13 protein-coding genes, 2 tRNA genes and 3 rRNA genes are annotated in these 21698 nt (G+C 55.2%); 12 read left to right on the forward strand and 6 right to left on the reverse strand.

What is annotated here, in order from left to right:
- Nucleotides 1-93: 93 nt before the first annotated feature.
- The 3 genes from pyrF to Z947_RS0105430 form a co-directional block, all read right to left on the reverse strand.
- On the reverse strand, nt 94-798 hold the full coding sequence (gene pyrF / locus Z947_RS0105420; protein WP_025043302.1) for an orotidine-5'-phosphate decarboxylase: 705 nt from the start codon (nt 796-798) through the stop codon (nt 94-96).
- A 237-nt stretch (nt 799-1035) separates the two neighbouring features.
- Nucleotides 1036-1302 (reverse strand): hypothetical protein, encoded by a 267-nt coding sequence (locus tag Z947_RS0105425; protein WP_037938719.1) that lies wholly within the window; start codon nt 1300-1302, stop codon nt 1036-1038.
- A gap of 115 nt (nt 1303-1417) precedes the next feature.
- Nucleotides 1418-1732, reverse strand: coding sequence for a hypothetical protein (locus Z947_RS0105430; RefSeq protein WP_025043304.1), 315 nt, complete (start codon nt 1730-1732; stop codon nt 1418-1420).
- A 345-nt stretch (nt 1733-2077) separates the two neighbouring features.
- On the opposite strand from Z947_RS0105430, the gene clpB reads away from it, so the two are divergent.
- Nucleotides 2078-4693, forward strand: coding sequence for an ATP-dependent chaperone ClpB (gene clpB, locus Z947_RS0105435; protein WP_025043305.1), 2616 nt, complete (start codon nt 2078-2080; stop codon nt 4691-4693).
- Nucleotides 4694-4767: 74 nt separating this feature from the next.
- On the opposite strand, the gene Z947_RS0105440 is transcribed toward clpB, so the two are convergent.
- Both Z947_RS0105440 and Z947_RS0105445 read right to left on the reverse strand, forming a co-directional pair.
- Nucleotides 4768-5748: a zinc-binding dehydrogenase gene (locus tag Z947_RS0105440; RefSeq protein WP_025043306.1), complete on the reverse strand. Its 981-nt coding sequence runs from the start codon at nt 5746-5748 to the stop codon at nt 4768-4770.
- A 10-nt stretch (nt 5749-5758) separates the two neighbouring features.
- A complete protein-coding gene (locus tag Z947_RS0105445; RefSeq protein ID WP_025043307.1) occupies nt 5759-6358 on the reverse strand; it encodes a TetR/AcrR family transcriptional regulator in 600 nt (199 codons plus the stop codon).
- Between the two features lie 171 nt (nt 6359-6529).
- Here Z947_RS0105445 and msrP point away from each other — a divergent pair, with 171 nt between their 5' ends.
- From msrP to Z947_RS0105490, 9 genes are all read left to right on the forward strand, one after another.
- On the forward strand, nt 6530-7438 hold the full coding sequence (gene msrP / locus Z947_RS0105450; protein WP_025043308.1) for a protein-methionine-sulfoxide reductase catalytic subunit MsrP: 909 nt from the start codon (nt 6530-6532) through the stop codon (nt 7436-7438).
- A gap of 51 nt (nt 7439-7489) precedes the next feature.
- On the forward strand, nt 7490-8101 hold the full coding sequence (gene msrQ, locus Z947_RS0105455; protein WP_179453251.1) for a protein-methionine-sulfoxide reductase heme-binding subunit MsrQ: 612 nt from the start codon (nt 7490-7492) through the stop codon (nt 8099-8101).
- Nucleotides 8102-9003: 902 nt separating this feature from the next.
- Nucleotides 9004-10467, forward strand: a 16S ribosomal RNA gene (locus Z947_RS0105460).
- Between the two features lie 172 nt (nt 10468-10639).
- Nucleotides 10640-10715: transfer RNA gene (locus Z947_RS0105465), tRNA-Ala, on the forward strand.
- A gap of 166 nt (nt 10716-10881) precedes the next feature.
- A tRNA-Ile gene (locus tag Z947_RS0105470) sits at nt 10882-10958 on the forward strand.
- A 499-nt stretch (nt 10959-11457) separates the two neighbouring features.
- Nucleotides 11458-14289: ribosomal RNA gene (locus tag Z947_RS0105475) — 23S ribosomal RNA — on the forward strand.
- 170 nt (nt 14290-14459) lie between these two features.
- Nucleotides 14460-14574: ribosomal RNA gene (gene rrf, locus Z947_RS0105480) — 5S ribosomal RNA — on the forward strand.
- The 16S, 23S and 5S rRNA genes sit together here with 2 tRNA genes alongside, the layout of an rRNA operon.
- 175 nt (nt 14575-14749) lie before the next feature.
- Nucleotides 14750-15730, forward strand: coding sequence for a glycosyltransferase family 2 protein (locus tag Z947_RS0105485; RefSeq protein ID WP_025043310.1), 981 nt, complete (start codon nt 14750-14752; stop codon nt 15728-15730).
- A 7-nt stretch (nt 15731-15737) separates the two neighbouring features.
- The gene (locus Z947_RS0105490; protein WP_025043311.1) at nt 15738-17840 is read left to right on the forward strand and encodes an NAD-dependent epimerase/dehydratase family protein; all 2103 of its coding nucleotides are present in this window, start codon (nt 15738-15740) and stop codon (nt 17838-17840) included.
- Nucleotides 17841-17871: 31 nt separating this feature from the next.
- Here the strand turns inward: Z947_RS0105490 and Z947_RS0105495 are convergent, their stop codons facing one another.
- Entirely contained in the window at nt 17872-18750 is an 879-nt protein-coding gene (locus Z947_RS0105495) for a M15 family metallopeptidase (protein ID WP_025043312.1), read from the reverse strand.
- 151 nt (nt 18751-18901) lie between these two features.
- Between Z947_RS0105495 and Z947_RS0105500 the strand changes: the two genes are divergently transcribed.
- Nucleotides 18902-19462 carry an OmpA family protein gene (locus Z947_RS0105500; RefSeq protein WP_025043313.1) on the forward strand — a complete coding sequence of 187 codons (561 nt, stop codon included), beginning with the start codon at nt 18902-18904 and terminating at the stop codon, nt 19460-19462.
- 42 nt (nt 19463-19504) lie between these two features.
- Nucleotides 19505-21694 carry a serine/threonine protein kinase gene (locus tag Z947_RS0105505; RefSeq protein ID WP_025043314.1) on the forward strand — a complete coding sequence of 730 codons (2190 nt, stop codon included), beginning with the start codon at nt 19505-19507 and terminating at the stop codon, nt 21692-21694.
- Nucleotides 21695-21698: the final 4 nt, after the last annotated feature.

Below are 21698 nucleotides of genomic sequence, written 5' to 3' on the forward strand. Positions count from 1 at the left end.
ACCTAGGCCCTCGATGACATAGTCAGGATTTCCAGACTTGCCTGCTAGCAACCCGATTGTGCTGTTATTGCTACAGTCACAGGTTGAATCTGGTCATGCAGCAAGTTCTTCCAGTATAGCGCGGGCCGCGGCGGCCGGGTCGGGTGCCTGCCAGATCGGGCGGCCCACGACGATGTGATCCACGCCGTTCGCGACCGCCTGCGCCGGGGTTGTCACACGTTTTTGATCGCCAAGGTCAGCCCCTTGAGGACGCACACCGGGGGTGACAATCAACTTGCCCGCAGCCTCGGGCAGGGCGCGGATTGCGGCGGCTTCCTGAGGGGAGGCGATGACGCCATCGGCACCGGCGTCCAAAGCACGGGCGGCACGGGTCAGTACCAGATCGGGCAAATCACCCTGCTGGATGAGCGCGGCGTCCAGATCCGCGCGATCAAGAGAGGTGAGAATGGTCACGCCGAGGATTTTCAGATTGCTGCCAGCGGCACCTTCCTTTGCGGCGCGCACCACATGGGGATCGCCGTGCACAGTCAGGAAATCCAGATCGAATTGCGCCAAGCCGCGCACGGCAGCTTCGACCGTGGCCCCGATGTCGAACAATTTCATATCCAGAAAGATACGTTTGCCCTGTTCCTGCTTTAGCTCGTTGGCCAACGCTAGTCCGCCACCGGTCAACATGCCCAGTCCGATTTTATAAAACGATACCGCATCGCCAAGTTTGTCCGCCAGTGCCAGGCCCGCAACGGCGTTGGGAACATCAAGGGCAACAATCAGGCGGTCATCTGAGGGGGAAAGCGACATGGGCAGGCTCCTGCTGGGAAAAATGCAAACGATCCTGACTTACGCGCCAAGGAGGGAGCTGTCTACTGGTGGGGGAGAGAAAAGAAAAAGCCGGACGCGGGGGGGAGGGATGCGTCCGGCCTAGGTTCACAGGGGATGACGGGCGCGCAAGCATGCGCCTGCCCCTGTGGCAAACAGATCGGGAGGGCGCGGGGTCGAATGCGCGCTCCCATGGGACCTGCCTATGGGAATTTCGTGTTACGCAGCGCGCAGTTGCGGTGCCGTTGCTTTGTCTTCAGCGGTTTCAATGCGACGGGTGCGCAGGCTGTCGCCGCTGGCGTGACGCTGCTTGGCCTGCTGGGTCAGTTTGAAACCGGCCATGGCGAGCGGCATCATCAACGGGCCCTCAACGGCGCAGGGATAGTGGTACACGCTGCCCGCAGCTTTGAGTTCGACAATCGCCTCGAACATGTTGTTTGCGGAATTATACCTGACTGTCTCTGGTGTTACTGTCTTGATCTGCATTTTACGCCTCCGGTGCCTGACCCTTTTTGTGGGTCTTGGATTTATATTGTTGGTCTGCGGCTGTTTGAAAAAGGGGAAAGAATTTCGGTTTCGGTCAAATCCGCGGCGGTGACCGTTAGGCCGCAGAGCTGTTTGGATGCTGCATCAGCCCCTCAAGCCAGCGTGCCGGATCAAATGAACGTTTACCTGCGTGCAGTCGAAGCGCGGGCGAGGCGATGTGGGAGAACATCCCGCCGCGTTTTGCGTGCCGACGCAATGCCTGCTTTGTCAGCCCCTGTGCGGCGTCCTCAAAGCTGGTCGAAATGGGCGCGGGGATGGCACAAGCGTATGTGCGCTCGATCCCGTTGTCATGGACGCGCACGGCGGCTTCGAATTGCTGTTCAGCGGCGTTATAACGGACTTCGCTCAACTGGATCGGGCTGGTAAACATTTGGCACCTCGGGCCTTTCTGTCTTTGTGCTGATATGGTTGCAATTATTATGGTAAGAACCGGTGAAGCCCCTAATTGGTTCCAATTTAGCTAATTGGCTGTGGGTAACTTTGAATAAATATTTGAAAACAATGAGGATAGCTCGGTATAACTCTGTCGTGATCTTGTGAAATATTTTCCGTCAGTCGCGCAGTTTATGGAATTTATCGGGGCGAAACCCGGATTTTGCCGCGCGTGCGGCTTGAACCAGCGCAAGCGGTTCCCAAATATATCTAGAGGCCCAAACAGACGCGTGCCGCCAAGCGGGCGCAACATCATCGGGCGCTTATAAAAAGGAGAAATACCATGGACTTGAGCAAGTTCACGGAGCGGTCGCGCGGGTTTATCCAAGCGGCACAAACCATCGCAACACGCGAGAACCACCAACGGCTGACACCCGAACATATTCTGCAAGCACTGCTGGATGATGATCAGGGCTTGGCCAGCAATCTGATTTCTGCGGCTGGCGCCGATGCGAACCGCGTACGCGAGGCATTGCAGCTGTCGATGGGCAAGCTGCCCAAAGTGACAGGCGACGCCGCACAGGTTTATCTGGACAACACAACCACCAAAGTTCTGGCCGAAGCCGAGACGCTGGCCAAGAAGGCAGGCGACAGCTTTGTGCCGGTTGAACGAATTCTGATGGCGCTGTGCATGATCAAATCGGGGGCCAAGACGGCGCTTGAGGCGGGTAAGGTGACGGCCCAAGGGCTGAACGCCGCGATCAATGACATTCGCAAGGGACGCACCGCGGACACAGCCAGTGCCGAAGACGGCTATGAGGCGCTGAAGAAATACAGCACGGATTTGACGGCACGGGCCGAAGAGGGCCGGATTGATCCAATCATTGGACGCGACGAGGAAATTCGCCGCGCTATGCAGGTGTTGAGCCGCCGGACCAAGAACAATCCGGTGCTGATCGGTGAACCCGGCGTGGGTAAGACCGCGATCGCCGAAGGTTTGGCCCTGCGCATTGTGAATGGCGACGTGCCGGAATCCTTGCGCAACAAAAAGTTGCTGTCGCTGGACATGGGCGCGTTGATCGCCGGTGCAAAGTATCGTGGCGAGTTTGAGGAACGCCTGAAAGCGGTTCTGACCGAGGTGACGGAAGCCGCCGGCGAGATCGTGTTGTTCATCGACGAGATGCACACGCTGGTCGGTGCGGGCAAGGCGGATGGCGCGATGGATGCGTCCAACCTGTTGAAACCTGCGCTGGCGCGGGGCGAATTGCACTGTATCGGTGCAACCACGCTGGATGAATATCGCAAGCACGTTGAAAAGGACGCGGCTTTGGCGCGGCGGTTCCAGCCTGTAATCGTGCAGGAGCCGACGGTCGAAGACACGATTTCCATCCTGCGCGGTATTAAAGAGAAGTACGAATTGCACCACGGTGTGCGTATTGCCGACAGCGCGTTGGTTGCGGCGGCGACGTTGAGCCATCGTTATATCACCGACCGGTTCCTGCCGGACAAGGCGATTGACCTGATGGACGAGGCGGCGAGCCGTTTGCGCATGGAAGTGGACAGCAAGCCCGAAGAGCTGGACGCGCTGGACCGCCAGATCATGCAGTTGCAGATCGAAGAAGCCGCATTGAAGCTGGAGGATGATCAGGCGTCGAAAGACCGGCTTGAGACCTTGCAGAAAGATCTGGCCGATTTGCAGGAACGTTCCGCGGAAATGACTGCAAGCTGGCAGGCAGAACGTGACAAGCTGGCCGGTGCGCGCGACATCAAGGAAAAGCTGGACCGCGCGCGCGCTGATCTGGATATCGCCAAACGTGAAGGGAACCTCGCCAAGGCGGGTGAGCTGTCTTACGGCGTGATCCCGCAGCTTGAAAAAGAGCTGGAAGCGGCGGAAGCGCGTGAGGAAGGGATGATGGTGGAAGAAGCCGTGCGCCCTGACCAGATCGCGAGTGTTGTGGAACGCTGGACCGGTATTCCGGCAGGCAAGATGTTGGAAGGCGAGCGCGACAAGCTGCTGCGCATGGAAGACCAGTTGCATGGTCGGGTGATCGGGCAGAATTCTGCCGTGACAGCCGTGGCCAATGCGGTGCGCCGTGCGCGTGCGGGTCTGAATGACGAGAACCGTCCGCTTGGGTCGTTCCTGTTCCTTGGGCCAACCGGCGTAGGTAAAACCGAGCTGACCAAGGCCGTGGCTGAGTTCCTGTTTGACGATGACAACGCGATGGTGCGTATCGACATGTCTGAGTTCATGGAGAAACACGCGGTTGCACGTCTGATCGGTGCCCCTCCCGGCTATGTCGGATACGACGAAGGTGGTGTGCTGACCGAAGCTGTCCGGCGTCGTCCGTATCAGGTTGTGCTGTTCGACGAGGTCGAAAAAGCACACCCCGATGTGTTCAACGTGCTGTTGCAGGTCTTGGACGATGGTGTGCTGACCGATGGTCAGGGCCGCACGGTCGATTTCAAGCAGACGCTGATCATTCTGACGTCCAATTTGGGTGCGCAAGCGCTGAGCCAGCTGCCCGAAGGCGGTGACATGGCGGGTGCCAAGCGGGATGTGATGGACGCGGTGCGGGCGCACTTCCGGCCCGAGTTCCTGAACCGGTTGGATGAAACAGTGATCTTTGACCGTCTGGCACGCGAGGACATGGCAGGTATCGTTGATATCCAGATGGGTCGTTTGCTGAAACGGCTTGCAGGGCGCAAGATTGATCTGGCTTTGGACGAAGGTGCGCGCAAATGGCTGGCTGATGAAGGCTACGATCCGGTGTTCGGTGCACGGCCTTTGAAGCGGGTCATCCAGCGGACGTTGCAAAATCCGTTGGCCGAGATGTTGCTGTCGGGGGATATCCGCGACGGTGACCGGATCGAGGTTACAGCCGGTGCGGACGGGTTGATCATCGGGGACCGGATTGCGGCCAGCAACCGGCCCAAGCCTGACGAGGCCACGGTGCATTAAGCCGCGACACTATATACAATAGAAAAAGGCCGGGGAATTCCCCGGCCTTTTTACGTTTCTTACAAGGGGCGCGGTTACCCGCGCAGCATCACCTTGCCCGCGCGGCCCGGTGTCAGTGCCGCTTTCATTGCGTCGGTTACTTGGTCAATCGGATAGGTGCCGCCGTCTTCCAGCGTCAATTCACCCGTCGCGGCCAATGTCACCAGTTCGGTGATCAGACGTTTGCGCTCGTCCGGGTCCATATCGCCACTGACGCGCGAGCCCCAGAATCCTTTGACGGTAATGTGCTTCATGATCAGCGCACCTGAGGAGAGTGGCATAGGCGCACCTGTCGCCGTGCCGAACACAACCAGTTCGCCGTCCAGTCCCAACAGATCAACCAAATCGCTGCTGAGATCACCACCAACGGAATCGATGGCGGATACCGCACCGGCCTTACCAATCAGGGCGCGGGCCTTGTCCATCCAGCCGTCCTCAGATGTGGACAGCACGTTGTCGATGCCCATGTCATCGAGTTCTTTCACCGCTTCGGGGCGGCGCACGAGGTTCACCAGATTGATGCCACGCGATTTCGCGAGCACGGTCATGATTTTACCAACGGCACCATTGGCCGCAGACTGTACGATCCAATCGCCCTTTTTCGCCTTGAGCGTTTCAAGCAGGGAAATTGCGCTGAACGGCATCGCGATCAGCTGCGCGCCGACCGTGTCGCTGATCACATCGGGCAGGGGCAGAACACCGGTGGCAGGCGCGGTGAAGTATTCAGCCCAGCTGCCGTGGATGCCCGCGATGGTGATACGCTTGCCGATCATCGCATCGTCGACACCTTCACCGACGGCTTCGATCGTGCCGAGCGCTTCTGTCCCGCCGATCGCACCGGGCAATTCGGGCGTGTAGCCATAGTTGCCGCGCACGGTCCAAAGGTCGTGATTGTGGATGGGGGACAGCGTCATCTTGACCAGCACTTCGCCCTCTGCGGGGGCAGGTTTGGCCACATCGGCGGATTTGAGAACGTCTACAGGTTCCCCGAATGTATCGTGAATTGCAGCTTTCATTGTATTTTCCTTAGGTGTTATGAGGGGACAGGTGGTTGGATGTTTCGGCCAGCGCCTGTTCCAGAGGTGTTTGTGTGCGTGAGAGTTTCGCGAGAATGGCCGCACCGAGCCATTTCGCATAGAGCATCCGCGCCGTGGCATCGGGGTCTGCAAAAGAGCGCACCGTTCCGTCCTGAACGCCGTCGCGCAACAGGCCCGCAATGCGCGTGACCAGTTTATCGACGCCATCATCGAGGATGATGCGCATGTCTTCGGACAGATCCGCCACCTCGGCCCCGAGTTTGACCACCAGACATTGTGTTGCGATGCCTTCGCTGCCCGCCTGCGCCAACCACGCCGACCAGAATTTATCCAGTTTGGCGTATGCCGTGCCAGCATCGGTGAATAGTGTGTCGATGCGGGAAAGGTAGTCGTGGACGTAATCCTGTAGCAGGGCCTGACCAAAGGCATCCTTGGATGCGAAGTAATAATAGAACGATCCTTTGGGGATGTTACATTCGCTGAGCAAGCGGGCGATCCCGACACCGCCGAACCCGTGTTCGATAACAAGGGCGCGTCCGGTATCCAGAATATGCTGGCGCTTGAGGTCGGATTTGGTTTGTTCGCTCATAGGGGTGAACTAATAGATAATAGACCGGTCGTCTAGGTAACGTCACCGGCTTGTGATGTCGGAGGCGGTTCCGCACATTCCAGTGTGTTTTGTGTAATGTAGTGTCTTTTGGTTTGGTGACTGGCCGCGTCCGACCTACCTAAAGGTCACCTTAATAAGGAGATTGTTGCAATGGCCTATCGCTGGACGAACACTTTAACCCCGCAAGACGTGACACCGGAAGCCGCGTTTTTGAACCGGCGGCAATTGATTGCAGGTGCGGCAGCGGGTGTGGGTTTGGCCGCAATGGCAGGACAAGGGCAGGCCGCGACCGAAGGGCTTGAGCCGAATTCCTATGAGGACATCACCCAGTACAATAATTATTACGAATTCGGCACGGGCAAGACCGATCCCGCCCGCAACGCGCATAGGCTGACCACATCGCCGTGGACGGTCAAGATCGACGGGATGGTCGATAAGCCCGGTGATTACGCGATGGCTGACATTATGGACGCCATGACCATCGAGGAGCGCATCTATCGTTTCCGTTGTGTTGAGGCGTGGTCGATGGTGATCCCGTGGAACGGTTTCGAGCTGGCCGATCTGCTGGCGATGGCCGGTGTGCAGGGGCAAGCGAAATACGTGGCCTTTGAAACCGCGAACCGTCCGGACGAAATGCCCGGCGTGCGCTTCCCCGCGCTGGACTGGCCCTATGTCGAAGGATTGCGGCTGGACGAGGCGCTGCACCCGCTGACGCTTATGGCGACGGGGATATACGGTAAGCCGATCCCGAACCAGAACGGCGCACCGATGCGGTTGGTTGTGCCGTGGAAGTACGGGTTCAAATCCATCAAGTCGATTGTGCGGATCACGTTGACGGATAAGGAACCGCCGACCAGCTGGAACAAGGCGAATGCGCGCGAATACGGGTTCTATAGTAATGTGAACCCCGAAGTGAGCCATCCGCGTTGGTCGCAGGCGAGCGAACGCATGGTCGGTGGCGGGCTGTTTGCCAAACGCCAGCCCACCCTCATGTTCAACGGATATGAGGAAGAGGTCGCATCGCTGTATGAAGGCATGGACCTGAAGGCGAATTTTTAACGCATATATATAGTATAGGCGGGACCGGTCGCAGGGGCGCGGATAGGGCAGATGGACAAGATCATAGATCAGATTAACACAACCGCGCGGCGCGTGCCGACCTGGGTTGTCTATATACTTTGTCTTCTGCCTGCGCCGTACTTCTTTTATCTGGCGGTGACGGGCAACCTTGGCCCCGATCCGGTGAAACCGCTTGAGCATAAATACGGCGAGATGGCCTTGCAGCTGTTGATCGCCGGATTATGCATCACGCCGCTGCGCCAGCATCTAGGGATCAACCTGATCAAGTTCCGCCGGAGCTTGGGGATCATGGCGTTTACCTATGTAAGCTTTCACCTGCTGGTCTGGGCCATATTGGATGTGCAAACGCTGGGACGTGTGATCGAGGATATTATCAAACGTCCCTATATCACCATCGGCATGGCGGGCTTCGCCCTTTTGCTGCCCTTGGCGGTCACATCAAACAACTGGTCGGTGCGAAAGCTGGGGCCGACATGGCGCAAGCTGCACAAACTAACCTATCCCGCGGTGATTCTGGGCGGGGTGCATTACATATGGTTGGTAAAAGGCATCCAGATCGAACCCCTGATCTATCTGGCGGTGATACTGGGATTGCTGGCATTGCGATATTGGCCGAAGCGGCGCGCCAGATCCCCCGCGTAGAGGGACAGTATATATAGTGAAGCTCGAAAAGCCGTCCCAAGGGGCGGTTTTTCGCGTTTAGGGCGAAGGCCGGGACGATTCCATGGAGTTCTGGCGAAAGATCGGTGCGGAATCAGGCGCGACGGATCGAATCTTGGGCGTTCTGCAAAGTCATTTCACGCTGTCTCGGTATGAATCGCGCGATTCAGTGATTCACATTTGGCGGTTTTGTCCGAGTCGTTGGCGTGAATCGTGTGAATCGGGCGGGAATTGTTAGCGCTGCGGGGGTGAGTCTTGTTTGGACTTGTTGATAAGGCTGTGGATAACCCCAGATGTTGTGGGGGCGTGTGTTTGGTTGCCCTTTGGTCAGAGCAATAAAGCGTCTTTTGGGCGGGGTTTTGCGCAATGATTTGGGTGTAAGGGGCTGTTTTCATGGGGATTTTGGATTGAGTTACAAAAACTTCGTATTTCTTGAAAAAAGCGCTTGCGGGTCTGAGCCACTAACCTTAGAACCCCCCTTACCGGACGAGCAGAGACGCTCCAACGGGACGCCGGACGGGCCAGACGGAAGCGGAGACGCAGACAGAGGTCGGAACGGTAAGAAGAGAAATTTTTGAGGTACTAGGGCGGGGCGCGCCGATAAGTTAGGGCGCATCCAGTCACTTTTGTCTCTACGCTGTTTGAAAATTAAATATCTGAAGAGATATGTGGGCGGTTTGGTTCATTCGATGGATCAACCTCTACATATCACGCTCCTAGGACTTCGGTCTGATTATGGAGTGTCAGCTTCACTGTTTGGCGGCTTTCGGTTACTTTGGTAACTCAAAGCACAACAAACAGAGAAAATGTTCAATAGGTTTCAGTAAGGCCTATTGGATGATGTGCAGAGGTTCGACGTCAAGGATATGATCGTAAGATCATTTCAACTTGAGAGTTTGATCCTGGCTCAGAACGAACGCTGGCGGCAGGCCTAACACATGCAAGTCGAGCGCACCCTTCGGGGCGAGCGGCGGACGGGTTAGTAACGCGTGGGAACATACCTTTCACTACGGAATAGCCTCGGGAAACTGAGAGTAATACCGTATACGCCCTTTGGGGGAAAGATTTATCGGTGAAAGATTGGCCCGCGTAAGATTAGATAGTTGGTGGGGTAATGGCCTACCAAGTCTACGATCTTTAGCTGGTTTTAGAGGATGATCAGCAACACTGGGACTGAGACACGGCCCAGACTCCTACGGGAGGCAGCAGTGGGGAATCTTAGACAATGGGCGCAAGCCTGATCTAGCCATGCCGCGTGTGTGATGAAGGCCTTAGGGTCGTAAAGCACTTTCGCTAGGGATGATAATGACAGTACCTAGTAAAGAAACCCCGGCTAACTCCGTGCCAGCAGCCGCGGTAATACGGAGGGGGTTAGCGTTGTTCGGAATTACTGGGCGTAAAGCGTACGTAGGCGGATCAGAAAGTAGGGGGTGAAATCCCGAGGCTCAACCTCGGAACTGCCTCCTAAACTCCTGGTCTTGAGTTCGAGAGAGGTGAGTGGAATTCCAAGTGTAGAGGTGAAATTCGTAGATATTTGGAGGAACACCAGTGGCGAAGGCGGCTCACTGGCTCGATACTGACGCTGAGGTACGAAAGTGTGGGGAGCAAACAGGATTAGATACCCTGGTAGTCCACACCGTAAACGATGAATGCCAGTCGTCGGGTAGCATGCTATTCGGTGACACACCTAACGGATTAAGCATTCCGCCTGGGGAGTACGGTCGCAAGATTAAAACTCAAAGGAATTGACGGGGGCCCGCACAAGCGGTGGAGCATGTGGTTTAATTCGAAGCAACGCGCAGAACCTTACCAACCCTTGACATCCTGTGCCACTACCAGAGATGGTACGTTCCCTTCGGGGACGCAGTGACAGGTGCTGCATGGCTGTCGTCAGCTCGTGTCGTGAGATGTTCGGTTAAGTCCGGCAACGAGCGCAACCCACATCTTTAGTTGCCAGCAGTTCGGCTGGGCACTCTAAAGAAACTGCCCGTGATAAGCGGGAGGAAGGTGTGGATGACGTCAAGTCCTCATGGCCCTTACGGGTTGGGCTACACACGTGCTACAATGGCAGTGACAATGGGTTAATCCCAAAAAGCTGTCTCAGTTCGGATTGGGGTCTGCAACTCGACCCCATGAAGTCGGAATCGCTAGTAATCGCGTAACAGCATGACGCGGTGAATACGTTCCCGGGCCTTGTACACACCGCCCGTCACACCATGGGAGTTGGTTCTACCCGACGACGCTGCGCTAACCCTTCGGGGAGGCAGGCGGCCACGGTAGGATCAGCGACTGGGGTGAAGTCGTAACAAGGTAGCCGTAGGGGAACCTGCGGCTGGATCACCTCCTTTCTAAGGATGTTCCTAGCAGCATGAACTTGTTCATACTCGTGGAACACTTAGCAGGTCGGCAAACAAAGCCGACCATATATGAAAGCATCGCAAGATGACTTTCGAACCGAGCCGTCCTCATATCTCTTCAGAAATAGGTCCTGCGCCGCTAGCGTGCAGGGTTCCAAAGTTTGGGGCCTTAGCTCAGCTGGGAGAGCGCCTGATTTGCATTCAGGAGGTCAGGAGTTCGATCCTCCTAGGCTCCACCAAGCGCTTTACGCAGTAAAGCGCGAAGTTCGACAGGGTATTCGCGTAGCGAATGTCCCGAGAGGACAAGGCCAGCCACATATACAGGCCTTTCTATCACACGCTGGCACAGCTCGCGCATCCTTTGGATACGCTGATTGTGCGACGTGCGCGCCATTGGCGCACACTGGGTCGGTAGCTCAGGTGGTTAGAGCGCACGCCTGATAAGCGTGAGGTCGGAGGTTCAAGTCCTCCTCGACCCACCATCACTTCGTAGAACACATCTTCAAGCATTCGCTGAATGTTTGAACGTCTGTTCTACAGACGAATTGACATCGTAAAGAGAGATACAGTTACTTTGAGAGTAATCTTAAAGTAACAAACAACATTGTTTGATCATACCGAGTAAGGTGTTGATCTTCGTTGCTGCCCTTCGGGGCCGGTATTTAACGGACTGTTTCCTCGGTCTGTTGAGTATATCGCGACGAAAACGAACGTGTTGTCCAAGTCAAGTACACTAACCAGAGAGATGACGGTGTTTGCCCGCACGGCTGACACCTATCTGCATCTCTCGTTGTCCACTCTAAAGAGTGGGCGGGAAAAAGTATGCTTTTGACCAGAATAAGGATTGGCAGTTTCTTACCAGCTTCTGTCGATCGTGCAGATTTGTTGTTCTTCCGAGGATCGGTTTTGAAAGGGTCTAAATTGCCCTTGAGAGATCGGTATGAGGTTGAACTTTAATCAAGTCTTGCTTTTTCTGGATCAAATCAAGCGCGAAAAGGGCGTTTGGTGAATGCCTTGGCAGTAAGAGGCGATGAAAGACGTGATACTCTGCGATAAGCCATGGGGAGCTGAGAATAAGCTTTGATCCATGGATTTCTGAATGGGGCAACCCACCTGATACTTTGTTATTACTACACTTCGGTGTAGCTAATAACTTGGTAAACCAGGTATTTTTAGGCTGAATATATAGGCTTAAAAAAGCAAACCCGGGGAACTGAAACATCTAAGTACCCGGAGGAAAGGAAATCAATATGATACTCCCCTAGTAGCGGCGAGCGAACGGGGACCAGCCGAGCCATGAGTGTGGTTAGAATGCGTTGGAATGCGCAACCAGAGTGGGTGATAGTCCCGTATAAGAAGCATGATTGGACGTATTAAGTAGGGCGGAACACGTGAAATTCTGTCTGAAGATCGGAGGACCACCTTCGAAGGCTAAGTACTCCTTACTGACCGATAGTGAACCAGTACCGTGAGGGAAAGGTGAAAAGCACCCCGACGAGGGGAGTGAAACAGTACCTGAAACCGAACGCCTACAATCAGTTGGAGGGGCTTTACGCCCTGACAGCGTACCTTTTGTATAATGGGTCATCGACTTGGTCTCACAAGCAAGCTTAAGCCGTTAGGTGTAGGCGTAGCGAAAGCGAGTCTTAATAGGGCGTTGAGTTTGTGGGATCAGACCCGAAACCGAGTGATCTAGGCATGGCCAGGTTGAAGGTTAGGTAACACTAACTGGAGGACCGAACCCACATCTGTTGAAAAAGATCGGGATGAGCTGTGCCTAGGGGTGAAAGGCCAATCAAACTCGGAGATAGCTGGTTCTCTGCGAAATCTATTTAGGTAGAGCGTCGACCGAATACCCTCGGGGGTAGAGCACTGGATGGGTAATGGGGACTCACCGTCTTACTGATCCTAACCAAACTCCGAATACCGAGGAGTACTAGTCGGCAGACACACGGCGAATGCTAACGTCCGTCGTGAAGAGGGAAACAACCCTAACCTCCAGCTAAGGCCCCTAATTCATGGCTAAGTGGGAAAGCAGGTGAGACGACCAAAACAACCAGGAGGTTGGCTTAGAAGCAGCCATCCTTTAAAGATAGCGTAACAGCTCACTGGTCTAAATAAGTTGTCTTGCGGCGAAGATGTAACGGGGCTCAAGCCATGAGCCGAAGCTGAGGATGCATTTATTGCATGGTAGCAGAGCGTAGTGTGACATAGTTCCATGTGTCCTTAACTCCCTCGGGAGTATTGGACACAAGGAGCTTTCTGTGAAGCCGGCGCGTGAGCGATCCGGTGGAGAGATCACTAGTGAGAATGATGACATGAGTAGCGACAAAGAGTGTGAGAAACACTCTCGCCGAAAGTCCAAGGGTTCCTGCTTAAAGCTAATCTGAGCAGGGTAAGCCGACCCCTAAGGCGAGGCCGAAAGGCGTAGTCGATGGGAACCAGGTTAATATTCCTGGGCCAGATGGAAGTGACGGATCTCGAGGGTAGTTCATCCTTATCGGATTGAATGGGCTGCTTAGAGGTCCCTGGAAATAGCTCCATCATTAGATCGTACCCTAAACCGACACAGGTGGACTGGTAGAGAATACCAAGGCGCTTGAGAGAACTATGTTGAAGGAACTCGGCAAAATACCTCCGTAAGTTCGCGAGAAGGAGGCCCGGTTCCTAGGCAACTAGGGGCTGGGGGCACAAACCAGGGGGTGGCGACTGTTTATTAAAAACACAGGGCTCTGCGAAGTCGTAAGACGACGTATAGGGTCTGACGCCTGCCCGGTGCCTGAAGGTTAAAAGGAGGGGTGAGAGCTCTGAATTGAAGCCCAGGTAAACGGCGGCCGTAACTATAACGGTCCTAAGGTAGCGAAATTCCTTGTCGGGTAAGTTCCGACCTGCACGAATGGCGTAACGACTTCCCCGCTGTCTCCAACATAGACTCAGCGAAATTGAATTACCTGTCAAGATGCAGGTTTCCCGCGGTTAGACGGAAAGACCCCGTGCACCTTTACTACAGCTTCACACTGGCATTAGGCCGAACATGTGCAGGATAGGTGGTGGGCTTTGAAACTTCGACGCCAGTCGGAGTGGAGCCTCCCTTGAGATACCACCCTTGTTCTGCTTGATGTCTAACCGCGGTCCGTTATCCGGATCCGGGACCCTGTGTGGCGGGTAGTTTGACTGGGGCGGTCGCCTCCTAAATCGTAACGGAGGCGCGCGAAGGTTGGCTCAGAGCGGTCGGAAATCGCTCGTTGAGTGCAATGGCAGAAGCCAGCCTGACTGCGAGACTGACAAGTCGAGCAGAGTCGAAAGACGGCCATAGTGATCCGGTGGTCCCAAGTGGGAGGGCCATCGCTCAACGGATAAAAGGTACGCCGGGGATAACAGGCTGATACTGCCCAAGAGTCCATATCGACGGCAGTGTTTGGCACCTCGATGTCGGCTCATCTCATCCTGGGGCTGGAGCAGGTCCCAAGGGTACGGCTGTTCGCCGTTTAAAGAGGTACGTGAGCTGGGTTTAGAACGTCGTGAGACAGTTCGGTCCCTATCTTCCGTGGGTGTAGGATACTTGAGAGGAGTTGCCCCTAGTACGAGAGGACCGGGGTGAACGATCCACTGGTGGACCAGTTGTTATGCCAATAGCAGTGCTGGGTAGCTATGATCGGACAGGATAACCGCTGAAGGCATCTAAGCGGGAAGCCCCCCTCAAAACAAGGTATCCCTGAGAGCCGAGGTAGACCACCTCGTCGATAGGCCAGAGATGTAAGCGTAGTAATACGTTCAGTTGACTGGTACTAATTGCTCGATAGGCTTGATTTGATCCAGTAGAAGCAAGACTTCTTCTTATCACTTCAAAAGCATACACAATACATTAGATGTAATTGACTTGGACACGAGACGTCGCATTCAGGAAAGAAGCGACGTCGTTTGTATCGTTAATCAGCACATATGCTGAGGTACGACGCAAACTCTATGGAGTGCTTTTTTGGTTTGGTGATCATAGCGAGAGCAAAACACCTGGTTCCATCCCGAACCCAGCCGTTAAGTGCCTTAGCGCCGATGGTACTGCGTCTTAAGGCGTGGGAGAGTAGGTCATCGCCAAACCTAATAATCACTCCATACTTGTATCTCTCAACGATCAAAACATCACCAAAATTATACTATATATGCGCACTTTGTGCGTGTTCAGTGGTTTATTCCAACTGTATACACTTGACCCTACACTCGTGATTGAAGAAGCCTTGGTAAAACCACAGCGCCTATTCAAACGAGGTACGTCATGAAGTCCCAAAAAAACATCGGTGCTGTGGTCATTGGCCGTAATGAAGGCGACCGGTTAATCAACTGTCTGACTTCGCTGAAAGACCAAGTCGATTTGATTGTCTATGTCGACAGCGGATCGTCGGACGATTCTGTCGAAAACGCGAAACGCCTTGGTGCGGATTGTGTTTTACTCGACCCAAAGATCCCCTTTACTGCCGCGCGTGCCCGAAATGCCGGATTCGAACGGGTTATGGATCGGCCGGATCCCCCTGAACTGGTTCAGTTTCTAGATGGTGATTGCCGGCTGGAGGCTGGATATCTATCGCTGGCCGCAGCAGAGTTCGAGACCAACGATACCTTGGCGGTTGTCACAGGGTGGCGGGCAGAGATTTACCCAAAGGCCAGCGTTTACAATGACATGTGCGATCACGAGTGGCACGGACCGGTAGGGGAAATTCTGGCCTGTGGCGGGGATATGATGGTGCGCGCCACTGCGTTCAGAGAGGTTGGTGGCTTTAATCCCACCGTGATTGCCGCGGAAGATGACGAATTCTGTACGCGGCTGCGCAAGGCGGGGTGGACGTTGCGCCGGCTTCCTGTGTCGATGACCCACCATGACGCGAATATGATGCAGTTCAGTCAATGGTGGAGCCGTGCGGTGCGGACCGGTCACGGTTTTGAACAAGTGCACGACCTTCATCCCGACTATTTTCAAAAAGAACGTAAACGTATGTGGTTTTACGGCGCCGTTTTGCCTGTATTCGGGATCATCGGCGCGTTGTTCTTTTGGCCGCTCCTGATCGTCGTGTTGGCCATTTTTGCCTTGTCTTATCTGCGTACGGTGCGCGGGTTGCGACAGACAGGTATGCCCAGATTGCGCGCGGCGCATCATGGTTTCTACTTATTTCTGTCGAAGTTCCCCAATATTGTCGGGGCAACAACCTATCACAGGCGTAAACGCAAAGGCGCCGAGATGGAAATTATAGAATATAAGTGAGCCTGAAATGACCAAGAGAACACGCGTCGGCATTATCGGGGCTGGTTATATTTCCGATTGGCATGCCGATGCAATTTCAGCGACCTCTCAGGCCGAGCTGACATGTGTTGTCGATACCAATCTGGCCGCCGCGCAAAGCTTTGCCAATGCGCGGGGCATCACGGCATTCGGTTCGGTTCAGGACATGGTTGCGGCAAACGCAGCAGATGCCGTTCATGTGCTGACCCCGCCGGAATATCACCGCGCGGTTGCAGAAGAATGCATCGCAAATGGTCTGCATGTTCTGGTGGAAAAGCCGGTAGCCTTGTCGGCATCAGATGTTGAAACGATGGTCAAAGCGGCGCAGGACAAGCAGGTCCAGTTTGCCGCCGGGCATAATTTTCTGGGGCTGCCATCCTATAGACGGTTAAAGTCGCTTGTTGCGGATGGCAAAATGGGCGGTGTTTCGACCGCCGAAATCAATTGGTGTTTTCCGTTGGGGCCGTTGCGGTCGGGTCCTTATGGGATCTGGTTGATGCGCGAAACGCGAAACCTTTTGCAAGAGCTCGGCCCGCATCTGTTTGCTTTCATGCAGGATTTGTTTGGTGATGTCGAAATTTTGCACCTGCAAACCTCTAACGAGGTTGAGCTGCCTGGCGGGGAAACGCGGCCACAAGGTTGGCGCATTCTGGCACGGGCAGGGGGGGTGGACGTCACGCTGAACCTCGCTTTGGTTGAAACCTATGATGACCGGTCCGTTGTTTTGCGTGGATCCTCCGCGATGGCGCGATTGGACTATGCCAAAGACACTTTGGTGGTGTCGGGGGTCAATACCGCTGATCTGGTGATGAACCCGCTGCGGGATGCACTGGGCCAAAGCGTCAGCCATCTGCGCGAGGGGATGGTGAATGCGGCACGCCAGCTGACGTCATTGAACCAGAAATCACCTTACGGACTTAGTTTTCGCGGCATGTGCGAAGAGGTTTACACAGCGCTTGCGGAGGGGCGACCCGTCGATGCCCGATTTGACGGCGACAGTGCAGTCAAGGTGATGCGCGCGATCGATGATGCGCTTGCGCTTTTGCCGGAACCACCGGTGCTTGTCAGACCAAAAGGAACGCCGCAACCAACCGCTTTGGTCATCGGTGGTACAGGTTTTATCGGGCGGGCGCTAACCAGACGTTTGGCCAAGAACGGTACGCATGTACGTGTGCTGTCGCGGGGCAAGACCGGCCCGTTCGACGACATCGCGGACAAGGTTGAAACGGTCGCCGTTTCCCTGCGCGATCAGGATGCACTTGAGACGGCGATGCAGGGGATCACCCATGTGTATCATTTGGCAAAGTCCGAAGATGACACATGGGAAGCGGCGTTGGAAAATGATGTCGCGGTGACCGAGCGTATCGCGCATGCGGCTTTGAATGCGGATGTGAAACGGCTGGTCTATACAGGAACGATAGCGTCGTATGATTTGTCAGACCCTCAGGTGACGATCACGGAGCAGTCCGGTTTTGGTGCGGATCTGGAAAACCGCAATATTTATGCACGATCAAAGGCCGAGTGCGAAGCACGCCTGATGGCGCTACATCGGGATAGGGGTTTGCCGGTGACCATTGCGCGCCCGGGAATTGTGGTTGGTGCGGGCGGTCCGTTGCAGCATTGGGGCATCGGGCGCTGGCACGGTGCAGGTGCGGTAAAAATCTGGGGCAACGGGGAGAATATTCTACCGTTTGTGTTGATTGATGACGTTGCTGACGGGTTGATTCTGATGGCGCACAGCGACGCAGCGCTTGGCGAAAGCTTTAATTTGATCGGCGAACCGATGCTGTCAGCCCGTGGATATTTTGACGCAATCCATCAAAAGCTTGGCGCGCGCATCAAAGTTTCTTCTGGTCAGCTTGGTATTCTGTATGCGGCAGATGCGATGAAATTTTTCCTTAAGACCAAAGTGTTGCGACGTCGCGGGTTGTCGCGGCCAAGCCTGCGCGACTGGAAAAGCCGCGCGCATTTCTCGCCCTTTGATAACAGGAAACCCAAAGAGGTTCTTGGCTGGAAACCCGAGCCCAGTAAGGACGGTTTCATCAAGACCGCGATCACTGACGCGGGACTGCTCGGGCTTTTATCAGGTTAATACTTTGTTTACATAACCCTGATTACGGGGGTTAAAGTTTCCCTTCAGCCAACCACGCATCCAGTTGTTTACGACTGATTTCAAAATGCATGCTGTCCTCGCGGCGCCATGACGCCCCCCAAACCCAGCCTTCAGTGCGAAAGAAATCGGCAAGGATGGTCAGGCCCAACTGGGTCTTACCATCCCCCAGTGTGTCCAGTTTTCCATCAATGTTCAAATCGACGGCCAAGCCAAAGGAATGCGTGGAAATCCGGTCTCTTGTCCCTCGAATCCGGCGTACGCAAAGCGCGCCGGCAGTGTTGATCCGCGCATAAAGATCAGGATCGGTGACACGTACATTTTCAAACACACGGGCCAAAGAATCGAGCGCCGGTTGCAACATCGTTACCCGGATTGGGCCGACGCGTTGTGTTTTCAGCTTGGGTTTGAGGCGCGGATTTGTCATCGCCTCGCATTTATCGCTCAAGACTTCGCGTGGTCTGCCTAGTTTTTGCGCAAGGTAGGTCGGACCGGCGGTTTTCAGCCCCTTGTTCACATTCCTGCGATCCCCGATGACCACGACCTGCGCATAAGCGTCGATAATGTCGTTGGTGCCATTGCGTTCAAACACTTCGGCACCGTCGTTTGGCGCGGTTTGCCCGCCCAGTCCGGTACTTGGCATCTGGCGCTGGAAAGCGGGACGGTTGCGCACTTCCTGACCCAATGCAGACATCCCTTCGCGGATGTCTTCCATGCGCAGGCGAATATCCTCAACCTGTTGGTTTAAAACCTCGATCTCAATTCGGGCCTGACTGTCGATGGCAGGGCCCCGCCCGCCCCGATCCAAATCCAGAACCAACGGGATAGTGAACCAAAGGATGGGTGCCAGAATAATGGCAACGGCAAGGATGATGGCTGGAATTAACCGCATGAATATGAACTTTCAGAAAAAATATAATTGCTTGCACCTGTTAATGTCTAGGGCATGGCGGCCGCTGGCGTCAAAACCGTTGTGACCGGTGCTCGTGTCGTATACCTTGGACCTACTATATTTAATGAACCACTTTTTGAAAGGAGGACTTATGTTTTTCCTACGTACCTTCACTGCAGCCTCTGTGGCCGCATTGCTTACTTTTGTTGGCCAATCCACACTGGCGCAGTCCACCTTGACCGCCGATGAAATCAAAGATGCCTTTAACAAGCAAAAGACACGCGGCCTGGTGATCGTGCCAGCGGGCGAAACGGCGCAAAAGCCGGAAACGCAAACCGAAGTTGTCAAAACAGAAGAATATGTCGCGGTGGATAAGGCCGATCAGGTCAACGTCAAGATCAGCTTTGACTTTGACAGCGCCGCCCTGCGCGAGGACGAAAAGCCGAAGCTCGCCAGCCTGTGCGAAGCGATGAAGGGTGTCGATGTCGCGGTTTTCCAAATCATCGGCCACACCGACAGTTCCGGTTCGGCGAGCTATAATGAAAACCTGTCGCTGCTGCGCGCCAAAGAGGTCAAGCGCCACATGGTTGCAAGCTGCGGTATTGACGAAAACCGGTTGCAGGCGATCGGCATGGGCGAAAGTGCGCCCTTTGACGCCGGTGACCCGCGCAGTGACGCGAACCGTCGGGTTGAGTTTCAGGCGCTTGGATAAGCGCGCGTTGCGCTTCGTTCTTTGTGCTGACTGGATTGATCTATGACTGACCCCCGCCCCGGCGACGCGTTTCAAATCGGTGATGTGTTAAACAATACCTACCGGATCGAGGCGCTTTTGGGGCGTGGCGGTACGTCGGATGTGTACCGCGCCCGAAACGAAATTTCCGGCCGCCTGATCGCGATCAAAGTGCTTAAGGCAGAATTCTCGGGCAACGAGGATTTTCTTGTCCTGATGACCCGCGAAGAAGAAATTCGCGAGATCAGGCATGACGCCATCGTGCGCTATTCCGAAAACCACCGGACCTCGGAGGGGTTGGTGTATCTGGTCATGGACTACATCGAGGGTCCGGGCCTAGACGCGCGTCTGAAAGAAGGGCCGATGCCTGCGGAGGATTTGTTGACCCTGTGCAAGCGGGTTGGCGAGGGGCTGAAGGTAGCGCATGACCGCTCCATCGTGCACCGCGATCTATCCCCCGACAATATTATTCTGCGCGACGGTGATCCGGCCAAAGCGGTGGTGATCGATTTCGGCATTGCCAAAGATACCAACCCCGGTGCGGAAACCATTGTCGGGAACGAATTTGCCGGCAAATATGCCTATGCGGCACCCGAACAGTTAAGCGGGAACACCGACGCGCGGTCGGACATCTATTCGCTGGGCGCGCTGTTGCTGGCCAACTTTCGCGGCAAAAAACCGGAAATCGGGGATAACCCGATGGAGGTGGTCAAGAACAAGACGATGCCGTTGGACACAACGGGTGTTCCCGAGCCGCTAAAGGGATTGGTGGACCGGATGACCGCGCCGTTACCCGACGCGCGGTTTCAATCCATGGACGAGGTTCTGGCCTATATCGCCAGCGGCGGTGCAAGTGATGCACTGTCGGACGAAACCGTCATCGTGACACCGCCGAAGGCCGCCGAAACAACACCGGAACCCGCAGTTGCGACTCCCGCGGCCAAGCCCACACCAAAACCCGAACCGGTAAAATCCGCAGCCGCCAAGGCGAAACCGGCGAAGGGCAGTTCGGCCGGTTTAATTGCTGCAGCACTGGCGGTTGTGGTGGTTGGCGGTGGTGCGGCGGCGTGGTTTGGGGGAGTTTTCGGTGCGGGCGAACCTGAATTTCCGGCGGCTGTGCCCTTTTCGCTGATCATCTCTGATCCTGAAAATGCCGAAGCGACCGCAAGTGGTTTTGTCCCCAGTGCACAGATGCAAGACGCCCTGTCCAAGCGCATCACTGATCTGGGGGGAACGGCCAGCCTGACCCTTGCGTCGGGGGATATCGCTGAAAGCTGGGGCGCCGACGTGATGGCGGTTGTCGATGATGTTGCCGCTTTGGATGATTGGCAACTGTCGCTGGTCGGTAATGAAGCGGCCGTTTCCGGCAGCACAACCGATGCTGATCTGCTGGCCCGTCTGAATGAAAAATATGATGCCGCATGGCCGGGTGCGTTGAGCGGAACGTTTGATGTTTCTTTGACATCGCTGTTCCTTGACGCGGTTGAGGTCGAATATCTGTTGGCGCAATACGCCGATTGCGGACCTCTGAAACAGGCAAGTTATCCCGGCCCTGTCGGTTATGGCCCCGAAGAAGCGATCCTGATTTCAGGTACATTAGCAGGCGCTTCGACGGTTGAAGCCTTGCAAGAAGCCATCGAGGATATCGCCGACGAACGCTTTGTTGTCATCGATGCCGAGGTGTTGAACCCGACGCTGTGTCTGGTGGAAAACTATCTGCCGCAAGCCCCGACAAGCGATATCGAAATCGTTTTCACAGAAGGGATCAGCGGCGAGAATGTGCCCGATGGTCGTTTCCTCGTCGGGCAAAATCCTGTGATTGATCTGATGATCCCGGAAAGCCTGACCACCGGCTATATTTCCACGTCAATTCTGGATGTGTCGGGCAATGTGTTTCACTTGTTACCAAACAACGGGCGGCCGGATAATTCGGTGGAAACCCTGCGCGAGGGGCGCAATGGCAAGGTGCCGCTGCGGGTCACATTCGACATGGACAATCTTGAGCGCAACGAGGGCGAACTGGCCTTTACCATTGATGCATCGTCACTGGGCAAGAGCAAAATTCTGGTGCTGCATTCCTACGCGCCGCTGTTCCGCCAGATGCGCCCGCGACAGGAATCTGCCGTCGGGTTTACCGAAGCGTTAAGTGAACGGTCTGCTGACGAATTGATCCAGTCGCTGGACAGCTGGATTTTCACAACCGCCGAAGATTAGCGCG

Source organism: Sulfitobacter geojensis, from assembly GCF_000622325.1.
Lineage (GTDB): Bacteria > Pseudomonadota > Alphaproteobacteria > Rhodobacterales > Rhodobacteraceae > Sulfitobacter > Sulfitobacter geojensis.